Genomic DNA, 12,683 nt, shown 5'->3' with positions numbered 1-12,683 from the left:
CCTCTGTGTGTAGCCCCCAAGAGCGGCTTTACTGTACTACAGAGTTCGCTTTATTACCGTGAAGACTTGCGATCCTGGGACTCAGCCGCCGATCGCCGCGTGCATACGGCGAATCACGTCCGCATAGTCGGGGGCATTGAAGATGGCCGAGCCGGCAACGAAGGTATCTGCGCCCGCCGCGGCAATCGCGCCGATGTTGTCGGGCGTGACGCCGCCATCCACTTCGAGCCGGATGGCGCGGCCACTGGCGTCGATGCGCTCGCGCACGTGGCGGATCTTGTCCAGGGCGGTGGGAATGAACTTCTGACCGCCGAAACCGGGATTCACCGACATGATCAACACCATGTCGATCTTGTCCATGACGTAGTCCAGCCAGGACAGCGGCGTGGCGGGATTGAAGACGAGGCCCGCTTCGCAGCCCTCGTCCTTGATGAGCTGGATGGTGCGATCGACGTGCTCGGTCGCCTCGGGATGAAAGCTGATGCTGCGCGCGCCCGCCTTGGCGAAGTCCGGCACGATGCGGTCCACCGGCTTGACCATCAGGTGCACGTCGATGTGCTCGACGATGCCGTAATCGCGCAAGGCCTTCAGCACCATCGGGCCGATGGTGAGGTTGGGCACGTAGTGGTTGTCCATGACGTCGAAATGCACCCACTGCGCGCCGGCATCGAGCACCTTGCGCGTGTCCTCGCCCAGGCGGGCGAAGTCGGCGGAGAGGATGGACGGGGCGATGACGGGGGATTGCTTGGCCATGGGAAGGTACCGTGTGGTCGCTGGGTCGATCGTCGGGGCCGCTGTCGCGGCTGGGAAACGCCTTCGCGAAGGTTACCGCGTCGGCGTCACGTCGGTGCTCACTTGAAGCCGCGCTCGGCCTTGATCCGCTCGTATGCGGCGTTGATCTCGCTCGCACGGGATTCCGCGCGGCGACGCATGTCTTCGGGAAGATCGCCCAGGCGGTCGGGGTGATGCTCCGAGATCAGCTTGCGGTACGCGCGCTTGATCGCGCGATCGTCGGCGTCGCGCTGGATGCCGAGGATCGCGTACGGATCGGGGCCCTGCGTGTTTCGCTGCGGAGGTACGTAGCCGCCGCCGTGACTCCGCCCACCCTGGCTTCGACCGCCCGCACCGGCATTCCACGCGTAGCCCTTCATGGCCATCAGCGCCATCAATTCCATGTCGCTGACGCGCAGCGCGAACGCCAGTTGGCGCAGCAGCGCCATCTTCTCCGGCGACGGATTGCCCTCGGCCAGCACGGTTTCGATCACGACGTCGATGACCGGGAACGCATGGTCGCGGCGGTGACCGACCCAATGGCGCAATTCGTCGATGACGGCGGTAGCGTTGAACTCGGGCTGCTTGCCCTCGTTGAATGCGTCGATGGCTGTGCGGCGGTCGTCCTGGCCGAGACCCATGCGCGCCATCAGCCGTTCGGCGATGGCGATCTCCGCTTCGGAAACGCGTCCGTCGGCCTTCGCGACGGCGCCGATCAGCGCGAACAGCGGCGCGATGTAGCCGCCCTGCGCAGGGGTGCGGCGACGTTGCTGCTGGCGACTGGCGTCGAACATGAAGCCGAGTGCGCCGCCCACAAGGGCGCCGAGCACGTTGTGCGTCAGCCACATGCCGAGCACGGCGCCGATAAGAGTGCCGGTGAAATTCATTGAGCGGCCCTGGAAGGGGTCTGGACGGAGAACCACTCGGCAAGCTGGTCGAGTTCCGCATCGGTAAGAGGGCCGGTCGCGGCGCGCATCACGGGGATGTCGCGGCGACCGTCGCGGTATTGGCGCAGCGCTTCGCGCAGGTAGTCGAGCTTCTGCCCGGCCAGGTTGGGCGCGCCGGGAATTCTCGCCATGCCGTCTTCGCCGTGACAGGCCGCGCACAGCCCGAGTCGCGCCGGCTTCGCAGGAGGCGCAGCGGAAACAGGGGCGGAAAGGGCCAGGGCAAGTGCCGCGGTCGTGAGGATTCGCATGACGAGGCTATGGGGGCGGTAACGCAAGATTCTAGCAGGCGGATCGGCACGGTCCGCCGCCCATGGATCGCGGTTATCCCACAGAGCGTCGCAGGCGGTGCGTCCCGGAGGAAGACGCACCGGTACAATGGGCGGATCGCCGACCTTCCGGAGTCCCGCCGTGCCTACCACCCTCTCGCAATCCGACCTGCCCGGCCTGGAGCTCATCCACCGCGGCAAGGTCCGCGACGTTTACGCCCTGCCCGGCAATCGACTGCTGATGGTGGCGACGGACCGGCTCTCGGCCTTCGATGTGGTGCTGCCGGATCCCATTCCGGGCAAGGGCGAGATGCTGACGCAGATCTCCAACTTCTGGTTTGCCAAGACCGCGCACATCATCCCGAACCATCTCACCGGCGAGGACGTCGCCTCGGTGCTGCCTGCGGGCGTGGACCCGGCGCTGTACGCGAAGCGCGCGGTCATCACCAAGCGCCTGAAACCGGTGCCGGTCGAGGCCATCGCGCGTGGGTATCTGATCGGCTCCGGTTGGAAGGATTACCAGGCCACCGGCGCTCTGTGCGGCATCACCCTGCCATCGGGCCTGCAGCAGGCGCAGAAGCTTCCCGAGCCGATCTTCACCCCGTCCACCAAGGCCGCGGTGGGCGACCACGACGAGAACGTAAGCTTCGATGCCGTCGTCGCTGCGGTGGGCGCGCCACTCGCCCACGCCGTGCGCGATGCGACGCTGAAGATCTACGCCTTCGCCGCCGCCTACGCTGCCGAGCGCGGCATCATCGTTGCCGATACCAAGTTCGAGTTCGGCACCGACGAGCACGGCGTGCTGCACATCATGGACGAGATGCTCACTCCCGATTCGTCCCGCTTCTGGCCCGCCGACGAGTACAAGGTCGGCATCAGCCCGCCGAGCTACGACAAGCAGTTCGTACGCGATTACCTGGAACGTATCGGCTGGAACAAGAAGCCGCCGGCACCGCAGGTTCCCGCAGACGTCATCGCAGGAACGGCGGCAAAGTACGCCGAGGCGCTCGACAAGCTCGCCGGCATCCGCCTAGATTGAGGCGCCGCTACCGGTTGACGGTTCACGGTTAACGCTTCACGGAGCATGCCATGCGCGACGCAGCCACCTGGTTCGGCAACTACGGCCGTGACCACCAGAACCCGACCAACCGGCTGATCCACTGGATCTGCGTGCCCGCGATCACCTGGACGGTGATCGCGCTGGTCTGGCTGATCCCCGTGCCGCTGTGGCTCGGACGCCCGGGGCTCTGGGCGGTGCTGGCGATGTTCCTGGCATTCTGCTTCTACTACTACCGCCTGTCGCGGAAGATCGGCCTCGCCATGGCCGGCGCCTTCATCGTGCTGGCCTTGTTCACCGACATGCTCTACCGCGCCATCGGCAGCACGGGGCTGCTCTGGCTCGCGATCGGCGTCTTCGTGGTGGCGTGGATCGGCCAGTTCGTGGGCCACAAGATCGAAGGTCGGCGCCCCTCCTTCCTCACCGACATCCAATACCTGCTGATCGGCCCCGCATGGCTGATGAGCAAGGCCCTCGGCCGCTTCGGCGTGTCGTACTGACGGACACGCCGTGACCCAGTCGCTCCTGACCCTGCTTTCCGCCGCCATCTGGTGGGTGATCTATTCCAGCGCCATCGCCGTCGTTCCCGCCCTCATCGTATGGCTGGCCCTGCGCTGGCTGGAGAAGACGCCGGTGGTGTTCAACCGCGCCTACCTCGCCAGCCTCGTCTGGACGTTGGCCGCCGTGTTGATGGGCGGGCTGGTGATTGCCGCGCAGCATGGCCGCGAGCCTGGGCAATCGATCTTCGTGCTGCCGTGGATGCGCGCTTCGCTCGTCGTGGACATGGTGCTGGGCGCGTGGCTGCTCTGGTGGATGGTCCCGCGCATCGACGCGAGGCGGGTAAAACCCACCAGCGCGTGCATGGCCGTGGCTCTGGTCATGGTGGTGGCGATGATCGTGGGGACGGCGATTCGGCGATAGTTATCGCCTATGGGCGCCATCCAAACCATGCGTTGGACTTAAGCATGGGCGACCCCATAATGAGAGTCATTCTTATTGGGAGCCCTGCCATGGCCAGGAAAATCAAATATGCCGCGACGCATTTCAGCATCGCGTTCTCCATGAGTTACGCCGTCAACCAGAACCTCGCCGTCAGCACGCTCGTCGGCATCGCGGAGCCGATCGCGTTCGCGCTGGGTCGTGATCTGGTCAAGCACACGCGCCACGACCTTCCGATCGCACGCGCCGCCTGATCCAAAGTTACTTGCCGCCTGCGCGAGCGTTCGTCTCGGTCACGGCGCGCGTGAAACCCTCGAACGGGATGTCGGTGATGCCGACCAACCCGATATGTGCGTTCTCGCCATCGAGCACGCGACCGGTGACCGGCTGGTCCACGTACTCGAACCAGTGGGTGCCGACGATGACGCCGGAGGCGACCGCAGCATTCACGAAACGCGCATAGGCCTTGCCGCGCTCCGCTTCGCTGGCGACGGATGCCACACCGCCGCCGAACGGCCCGCGGTCCGTCGAGCCGAAGTGGAACTCCGTAATCATCACCGGCTTGTCGAGGCGTTTGAACGCGGCCACATCGAAGCCGTGCTCGGGCAGGTCGGTATACGTGTTGATGCTGGTGACGTCGGCGTACGCCGCGCTGGCCTCTTCGACTTCCGGCGTACGCACGGCGAGCCGGCCGCCGAGAAACAGGTGATGCGGGTCGGCCTGCTTCAGCGCATGCGCGACCGTGCTGAAGTAACGATCGGCGTAACGGCGCAGGAAAGCGATCTCGTCTCCGGCGATGGCGGGATGGGCCTCGTTCGGGTCCGGGGCTTTGAAGCCTTTCGCGGCAACCTCGTTCCACGATGACACCGGCACGCCCCAGGCCTTGGCGAATGCAGCGACGTCGCCGTGGGTCTGCTTGAGATACGCGAGGAAATCCTGTTTCGCGGGGCTCTCCGGCCCCTGCGCCAGCGTGCCGGCTGCGAGTGCCCAGCGGCCCTGCGGGCCGACGCCTGCCCAGGCGAGTTCGTTGTCGGCGAAGTAGCCCAGCAGCCAGGGATCATCGCGCACGCCCTTCGTCGCTGTCGCCACGGCGGCTGTTACCGCTTTTACGAAGCGCGGATCGAAAGGATCGGGCATGCGACCCCACCAGTCGAAACCGGTACCCACGGTGTTGAAATCGCCGCGGATCAGGATCGGCACGGTGTAAGCGATGCGCTGGTCCTCCGCGAAGGCAGGATCGCTCCAGTTGCCCAGCGTGTTGAAGCGCCACGCTTTCAGGCGATCTACCGTGCGGCGTCGCCAGACCGTCTCCACGTCGGCGCCGCCACCCAGCGAGCGCGCGACATTGTTCGCATAGACGTCCCACCAGCGACCGTGATTCATACCGTTGTCGCGCTGCGAACCCTGATCGCTGCGACTGTCGGACGTACCACCGAACGGGCCTTCCGCCGCGGCCGGTTCGGCGAACATGAACTCGCGGCCCTGCACGTAGGTGCGGCCGTCAGTTTTGTTGACTGCGTTCACGCCGAGCGAAAAGAACGCATGCCCTTCCGGCGTCACCAGCCACCAGCGATCGCCCTGCTTCTGCGTACGGAACCAACCGGTGGCCTTCATCGCAGGCAGATCGATGCGACCGCCGTAGCGATCGAGCTGGGTGCTCGCCGTGGCCGGTAGTGGCGCGCTGGCGCGCGTCTTGAGCGATGCGTCGTCGGCAATCTTCTCCGGCCACGTGCTGCGGGTGTACTGCCCATAGCGATCGACGATGCCGGTGTACGCGCGGCGCAGATCGTCGCTGCCGGCCACGTCCTCCATCCCTCCGATGAGGATGGTCTGCGCTGCACCGGGCTGCGGCGTCGAGACGGTGACCGAGGTGACGGCGGCGGGATCGATCGCACCATCGACGGTCGTCGCTACGAGCCGTAATGTGTCTCCGTCTTCGAACGGCATCGGCGGGCCGACCTGCATGCCGAACGCGCGCGGCGATGTGGGCTGCAACGGTACGGACACCGTCTGCGGCGGCCCTGGCGGCAGACCCACGGTCGTCGTGAGGTGCTTTGCGCCCGATGCCACGTCGATCGTCAACGTCACCGGCCACGGCATACCGTTCTGCACACGCAGGCGAAGCGTGCCGTTCGCGGGCCAGGCCCAGGTGCCCTGCTGCGGTGACAGCGTCAGCGAGGGATGGGGCGCCGGCTTGAACGTCAACGCCACCAGTGTCTCGCCACCGCTCGCGGGTCGCGGCGTCGGGTCGAGCGTCGCGTCGCGGGTCGTGGTGCGCAGCGTGGCAGGTGGATGCGAGAGATCGAGCGTGGCTGATTGCGCGGACAAAGCGGTGCTTGCGAACAGAAACGCAATTGGCAGGCGCATGCGTGGACTCGTTTATGTAAGGCGAAGGATGGGCATCAGTGAACCCGCGTGCGACGCCGCCAGAAGTAGTACACCGGCACACCGAGCGCGATGATCACCAGGCTCATGCCCGCATCGCCGGGCGCGGCATACGCCGTGGCGGCTATCACGCAGAGCACGGTCGTGGTGAAGATCATCGGCAGCCATGGATAGCCGGGCACCAGATACGGCGACGGCTCGCTCTTCAGCTTCTTGCGATACCAGAAGATCGTGGCGATGCCAAAGGCATGCGACAACCATTCGCCTACCGTCGTGTAATTAAGCAACGCGTTGAAGCTGCCGGAGAGAATCAGCACGATCGCCCAGCCGCCGAGTGCCACGAGGGCCATCTGCGGCGCACCCGTGCGGGGTTCGATACGCGCGATGGGCCGGAAGAACATGCCATCCGCGCTCATCACCTGCAGCACGCGCGCACCACCGGCAATGGCGATGCTGCAATAACCGAAGGTGGAGCACGCGATGCCTACCGCGATGATGGTGGCACCGGATTCGCCAAACACGTGACGCATGAGGTCGGCAGCAGGTGCGGTGCTCGCGGCGAGACCGGCATGACCAAGCCCCGCCATGTAGGCGACGTTGACCAGGACATAGCAGACCACCACGCTCGCCATGCCGAGACCGAGCGCACGCGGCAGCGTTCGCTGCGGGTCGCGCACTTCACCTGCGAGGTCGTTGAGGTAATGAAAGCCGCCGTAGGCGAACAGCGCGGGAAGCAGTGCGCCGACAACAGTGCCGACCGGCAGGTCATGCGTTGGATCGGCAGCGAAGGCGAGGCCGAGATGACCTTGGGCGAGGAACAATCCCACCACGATCAGCAGCGCAACGGCACCCAACTTCAGCACCGTGAACGTGTTCTGCACCCAGGCGCCCGCACGGATGCCGAACAGGTTCACCGCCACGATGAAGCTGATCGCGCCGACAGCGAGCGGCTTCACCCAGTCGTGCGAAAGTCCCAAGGCGCGGCAGGCGTAGTCGGCAAACGTGGTGGCGACCGCGGCGACACTGCCCGGATAGTTGATGAGCGCCATCGTCCAGCCGAACAGGAACGCGGGAAGCTGACCGAACGCCTCGCGCAGATAGACGTAGGTACCGCCAGCCTGAGGGCGTCGCGCACCGAGTTCCGCGTAACAGAGCACGCCGGCCAATGTGAGCAGGCCGCCGAGCGTCCACAGCACGATGACTTCGGTGCCGGAACGGGTGAGCTGCGCGACGGTGGCCGGCGTGCGGAAGATACCCGCGCCGATGACGCCACCGATGACGATCATCGCGGCATCCCAGATGCCGAGGCGACGGAGGTAATGAGCTGGCTGAGGTGCTGGCATCCGCCGACGATGCCATAAGCCGAGGTCATTGGGCGAGTGCGAGACCGGGCGCAGCCGTTATCGCCAGCAGGCTGGCTCCCACCGAGCAAGGTTCCAGTGAGTGGGATTCACCAAGCGGGGTCTACCGAGCGTGGATCGAGCGAGAGGGTTTCCACCATCCGGATTCCACCCCCCTGTATCGCCAGCAGGCTGGCTCCCACCGAGCAGGGTTTCAGTGAGTGGGATTCACCAAGCGGGGTCTACCGAGCGTGGATCGAGCGATAGGGTTTCCACCGATCCGTATTCCACCCCCCTGTATCGCCAGCAGGCTGGCTCCCACCGAGCAGTGTTTCAGTGAGTGGGATTCACCAAGCGGGTTTTACAGAGCAGGGTTCGAGCGAGCCAGTCCTACCGATCAGGACTCCACTTCCACTGTATCGCTGGCAGGTTGCTCTCACCCCCAGCTGCCGGTGGGAGCCAGCCTGCTGGCGATCCGGTACTTGCCTCACAGCCACACGGCATTCCAGTAAGGGTAGTCATTCACGCGACCGACAAGTCCCGCCCTCACCGGATTGGCGACGTTATCGCCAGCAGGCTGCTCTCACCCCCGAATCGTCGGTGGGAGCCAGCCTGCTGGCGATCCGGTGCTTGCCTCACAGCCACACGGCATTCCAGTAAGGGTAGTCATTCACGCGACCGACAAGTCCCGCCCTCACCGGATTGGCGACGAGATACCGGGCCGCGGCGCGGACGTCCGCGTCGGAGCGCAGCCCTGCATCATGAAAGCCCTTCTGCCAAACCGGACTCCGCCGGCGCTTCAGACGATTCACTTCTTTCGTCGCCAACGACTTGAACCGTCGCATCGCTGAGGCGACCTCCCCGTCATGCAGTTCGATCAGGCCGTGCCAGTGGTCCGGCATGAGCACCCAGGCGAGACAGGTCGCGCCCGGCCACGTGCGTTCCGCATGACACAGACGCGCGACCGCGCGGGCGCAGTCGTGATCGCGAAAGAGGCGAGCACGATTCCACGTCGTCGTGGTGAGGAGGTAGATGGTGCCGGGTCTGGAAACACGACCGAGGCGGAGCCTGCGCGATGCGGGGAACGTGACCATCCCCGGAGCCTGACGCACAGGTAACGTCCGCGAAGCCGGGAATGCGGCCTCGCGGACGTCAGCGGCTTACTTCTTCTTCGGGATGTACAAGTCGGTGATAGTGCCTTCGTACACCTCGGCTGCCATGCCGACGGATTCGCCGAGTGTGGGGTGCGGGTGGACGGTGCGGCCAATGTCACCGGCTTCCGCGCCCATCTCGATCGCAAGTGCAAGCTCGGAGATCAGATCGCCCGCGTGCGGACCGACGATGCCCGCGCCGACGATGCGATGGGTTTCCTCGTCGAACAGCAGCTTGGTGAAGCCCTCGGTGCGGTCGATGCCGATCGCGCGGCCCGAAGCCGCCCAGGGGAACTTGCCCACGCCGATCTTGAGACCCTTTTCCTTCGCCTCGCGCTCGGTGACACCGACCCAGGCGATTTCCGGATCGGTATAGGCCACCGACGGAATCACGCGCGCATCGAAGAAGCTCTTCTCGCCTGCCGCAGCTTCTGCCGCGACCTTGGCTTCATGCGTGGCCTTGTGCGCCAGCATCGGCTGACCCACGAGGTCGCCGATGGCGAAGATGTGCTTCACGTTGGTGCGCATCTGGCGGTCGACCGGAATGAAGCCACGCTCCGTGACTTCCACACCGGCCTTGTCCGCACCGATCTTGTTGCCGTTGGGCGAGCGGCCCACCGACACGAGCACGCGATCGAACACCGTGGTCTCGGGGATGCTTTCGCCCTCGAAGGTGACTTCGATGCCCTTCTTGGTCGCCTTGGCTTCGACCACCTTCGTCTTCAGGTGGATGCCCTTGTAACGCTTGGCGATGCGGCCCTGCAGGGGCTTGATGAGGTCCGCATCGGCACCCGGGATGAGCTGATCGGCGAGTTCCACCACCGTGACCTCGGAACCGAGGCCGGCGTACACCGTGGCCATTTCGAGACCGATGATGCCACCGCCGACGACGAGCATCTTCTTCGGCACATCCGGCAGTTCGAGCGCGCCGGTGGAGTCGATGACGCGCTCGTCGTCCCACGGGAACGAGGGCAGCTTCACGGACTGCGAGCCGGCCGCGATGATGGCGTTCTGGAAGCGGATCAGCTTCGTGCTTTCGGCCGTCTGGACTTCCATTTCGTGCGGCGAGACGAAGGTGCCTACGCCGGTGACGGTACGCACCTTGCGCGCCTTCGCCATCTGCGCGAGACCGCCGGTCAGCTTGCCGACCACGGCTTCCTTGAAGGAACGCAGCTTGTCGATGTCGATCTTGGGCTTGCCGAAGGCGATGCCGTGCGCTTCCATCGCCGCCGCTTCATCGATGACCGCCGCGGCATGCAGCAAGGCCTTGGACGGGATGCAGCCCACGTTGAGGCAGACGCCGCCGAGCGTGGCGTAGCGTTCGACCAGCACCGTGTCGAGGCCGATGTCGGCGCCACGGAAAGCCGCCGTGTAACCACCCGGGCCTGAGCCGAGCACCACGAGCTGGCATTCGATGTCGGCCTTGCGGCCCGAATCGCCTGCCGCCTGCGGTGCGGCGGGTGACGGCGCGGACGCCGCCGGCTTCGGCGGAGGCGGTGCCGGGGAGGGAATCGGCGGGGTCGGCGCGTCCTTCGTCGCGCTCTGGCCTACCGACTTCGCGGCCACCGGCTGCGCGGCGTCCCCGTCGGCTTCGATGAGGGCGATGACGCTGCCGTCGTTGACCTCGTCGCCCACCTTGACCTTGAGTTCGACGATGGTGCCAGCCTGCGACGCGGGCACGTCCATCGTGGCCTTGTCGGATTCCAGCGTGATGAGGCTCTGGTCCTTGGCGACGGTGTCGCCGACCTTCACCAGGATCTCGATGACCGGCACGTCGTGCGAGCCGCCGAGATCGGGAACCTTCAATTCGATCGTGTTAGCCATGCGTGTGTCCTCGTCGTCAGAGCAACAGGCGACGGATGTCGCCGAGCTGGGTGGCGAGGTACACGGCGAAGCGCGCGGCCAGGGCGCCGTCGATCACGCGGTGGTCGTACGAAAGCGACAGCGGCAGCATCAGGCGCGGCGCGAACTCCTTGCCGTTCCAGACCGGCTTCATCGCGGCCTTCGACACGCCCAGGATCGCCACTTCCGGCGCATTGATGATCGGCGTGAACGCCGTGCCACCGATGCCGCCGAGCGAGGAGATCGAGAAGCAGCCGCCCTGCATGTCGGCCGCGGTAAGCTTCTTCTCGCGTGCCTTCTTCGAGATCTCACCCAGTTCGGCGGCGAGTTCGAGCAGGCCCTTCTTGTCCGCATCGCGGATCACCGGCACCACCAGGCCATCTGGCGTATCCACGGCGATACCGATGTGGAAGTACTTCTTGAGCGTGAGCATTTCGCCCGACGCGTCGAGCGAGGCATTGAAGGTGGGGAATTTCTTCAGCGCCGCGACCACCGCCTTGATCTGGAATACCAGCGGGGTGATCTTGAGATCCTTGTTCTCCTCACCGAGCTTCTTGCGGAAGGATTCCAGCTCGGTGATGTCCGCGTCTTCGAACTGCGTGACGTGCGGGATCATCGCCCAGTTGCGCGAGAGGTTGGCCGCCGAGATCTTCGGAATGCGGCCAAGCGGCTTTTCTTCCACTTCGCCGAACTTCGAGAAATCGACCTTCGGCCACGGCAGCAGGCTGAGCCCGTTACCGGCAGCAACCGTGCCACCCGCCGATGCTGGCGACACGCCCGAGGTCATCACCTGCTTCACGTAGGCGGAGACGTCTTCGCGCTGGATGCGACCACCGCGGCCGCTACCCTTCACCTGCGCCACGTCCACACCGAGTTCGCGCGCGAAGGCGCGCACGGCGGGGCTGGCGTACGGGGCGTTGGCCGGCATGATCACGCTGGCGTCGAAAGCGACCGGCGGGGTGCGCGGCGCGCCGCCTGCGGGCACATCGGCGTTCGGTGCGGGAGCCGGCGCGGCGGCCCGCTGCGGGGCGATGGCCGGCGCTTCTGACACGCCCGGCTTGTCGGTGGAGGGCGCGGGCTGGGCGTCATCAGACGCGGCTGCACCGCCCTCGCCTTCCAGGATGGCGATGAGATCGTCGTCGTTGACCTCGTCGCCAACCTTGACCTTCAGCTCCTTGATGACACCCGCGGCAGGCGCCGGAATGTCCATGGTGGCCTTGTCGGATTCCAGCGTCATCAGGCTCTGGTCCTTCTCGACCCGATCGCCCACCTTGACCATGATCTCGATGATCGGCACCGGCTTGCCGCCGATGTCGGGCACCTTCACATCGATGGGGCCGGAGGCCTTCGACGCGGACGGCGCCTTGGCGGCGGCCGGCGCAGGCGCCGCGGCGGCCTTGGGCGCCTCGGGCTTGGCTTCGGCCTTCGGGGCTTCGGCCTTCGGGGCTTCCGTCTTCGGAGCCTCGGCAGGCGCGCTGCCTTCGGCCTCGACCAGCGCGATGACCGCACCTTCGTCGACTTCGTCGCCAACCTTGACCTTCAGCTCCTTGATGACGCCAGCGAACGGGGCCGGCACTTCCATCGTGGCCTTGTCCGATTCGAGCGTCACCAGGCTCTGGTCCTTTTCGACGCGATCGCCGACCTTGACCATGATTTCGATGACGGGGACCGCTTTGCCACCGATATCGGGGACGCGGGCTTCTTTGACGTCGGCCATGGAACCTCCTAGAAAAACAGGCGCTTGCGGGGGACGGACCCGCTGGCGGGGGAAGATGGGCGCCGTGCTGCGGCGCAACCGGTCGATTGTAATCCCTCAGAGCCGCGCCGGGACTCGTTTTCCTCGATTCAAACGGTCGTTGGGGCAGATGGCCGCTATCGCGGGATCGCCAGCAGGCTGGCTCCCACCGGGCCGGGGCCGGGGCCGGGGCCGGGGCCGGGGCCGGGCCGGGCCGGGCTGGGCCGGGCTGGGCTGGGCTGGGCTGGGC

At 65.9% G+C, this 12,683-nt stretch carries 12 protein-coding genes; 4 read left to right on the top strand and 8 right to left on the bottom strand.

Translation table 11 applies throughout. From position 1 onward, the window contains the following. Positions 1-81 precede the first annotated feature (81 nt). The 3 genes from rpe to IM816_RS02405 all read right to left on the bottom strand — a co-directional run bounded on the left by rpe (position 82) and on the right by IM816_RS02405 (position 1,966). On the bottom strand, positions 82-753 hold the full coding sequence (gene rpe, locus IM816_RS02415; RefSeq protein WP_072322532.1) for a ribulose-phosphate 3-epimerase: 672 nt from the start codon (positions 751-753) through the stop codon (positions 82-84). A 98-nt stretch (positions 754-851) separates the two neighbouring features. Further along, complete coding sequence (gene djlA / locus IM816_RS02410; protein WP_072322531.1) at positions 852-1,658, bottom strand: co-chaperone DjlA; 807 nt, start codon at positions 1,656-1,658, stop codon at positions 852-854. Further along, positions 1,655-1,966, bottom strand: a complete 312-nt coding sequence (locus IM816_RS02405; protein ID WP_250339643.1) for a c-type cytochrome — start codon at positions 1,964-1,966, stop codon at positions 1,655-1,657. The genes djlA and IM816_RS02405 overlap by 4 nt, the downstream gene beginning before the upstream one ends. Positions 1,967-2,126: 160 nt before the next feature. Between IM816_RS02405 and IM816_RS02400 the strand changes: the two genes are divergently transcribed. The 4 genes from IM816_RS02400 to IM816_RS02385 all read left to right on the top strand — a co-directional run bounded on the left by IM816_RS02400 (position 2,127) and on the right by IM816_RS02385 (position 4,234). Further along, a complete protein-coding gene (locus IM816_RS02400) occupies positions 2,127-3,023 on the top strand; it encodes a phosphoribosylaminoimidazolesuccinocarboxamide synthase (RefSeq protein WP_250339642.1) in 897 nt (298 codons plus the stop codon). A 50-nt stretch (positions 3,024-3,073) separates the two neighbouring features. After that, positions 3,074-3,541, top strand: coding sequence for an Mpo1 family 2-hydroxy fatty acid dioxygenase (locus tag IM816_RS02395; RefSeq protein WP_072322528.1), 468 nt, complete (start codon positions 3,074-3,076; stop codon positions 3,539-3,541). A 10-nt stretch (positions 3,542-3,551) separates the two neighbouring features. Beyond that, the gene (locus IM816_RS02390) at positions 3,552-3,962 is read left to right on the top strand and encodes a hypothetical protein (RefSeq protein WP_250339641.1); all 411 of its coding nucleotides are present in this window, start codon (positions 3,552-3,554) and stop codon (positions 3,960-3,962) included. A gap of 89 nt (positions 3,963-4,051) precedes the next feature. Next, on the top strand, positions 4,052-4,234 hold the full coding sequence (locus IM816_RS02385; protein ID WP_250339640.1) for a DUF2061 domain-containing protein: 183 nt from the start codon (positions 4,052-4,054) through the stop codon (positions 4,232-4,234). 7 nt (positions 4,235-4,241) lie between these two features. Here the strand turns inward: IM816_RS02385 and IM816_RS02380 are convergent, their stop codons facing one another. From IM816_RS02380 to aceF, 5 genes are all read right to left on the bottom strand, one after another. Continuing rightward, positions 4,242-6,347, bottom strand: a complete 2,106-nt coding sequence (locus IM816_RS02380; protein WP_250339639.1) for a beta-agarase — start codon at positions 6,345-6,347, stop codon at positions 4,242-4,244. Positions 6,348-6,382: 35 nt separating this feature from the next. Beyond that, the gene (locus tag IM816_RS02375) at positions 6,383-7,708 is read right to left on the bottom strand and encodes an APC family permease (RefSeq protein WP_250339638.1); all 1,326 of its coding nucleotides are present in this window, start codon (positions 7,706-7,708) and stop codon (positions 6,383-6,385) included. 632 nt (positions 7,709-8,340) lie between these two features. Then, a complete protein-coding gene (locus IM816_RS02370; RefSeq protein ID WP_250339637.1) occupies positions 8,341-8,799 on the bottom strand; it encodes an REP-associated tyrosine transposase in 459 nt (152 codons plus the stop codon). Positions 8,800-8,865: 66 nt separating this feature from the next. Further along, positions 8,866-10,680 carry a dihydrolipoyl dehydrogenase gene (lpdA, locus tag IM816_RS02365; protein WP_250339636.1) on the bottom strand — a complete coding sequence of 605 codons (1,815 nt, stop codon included), beginning with the start codon at positions 10,678-10,680 and terminating at the stop codon, positions 8,866-8,868. A gap of 16 nt (positions 10,681-10,696) precedes the next feature. Continuing rightward, positions 10,697-12,415 carry a dihydrolipoyllysine-residue acetyltransferase gene (gene aceF, locus IM816_RS02360; RefSeq protein ID WP_250339635.1) on the bottom strand — a complete coding sequence of 573 codons (1,719 nt, stop codon included), beginning with the start codon at positions 12,413-12,415 and terminating at the stop codon, positions 10,697-10,699. Between the last annotated feature and the right edge of the window lie 268 nt (positions 12,416-12,683).

Origin of the sequence: Luteibacter flocculans, assembly GCF_023612255.1 — a bacterium.
Taxonomy (GTDB): domain Bacteria; phylum Pseudomonadota; class Gammaproteobacteria; order Xanthomonadales; family Rhodanobacteraceae; genus Luteibacter; species Luteibacter flocculans.
The sequence above is the reverse complement of the archived record's forward strand: the minus strand, read 5'-3'. Positions and strand labels throughout refer to the sequence as shown.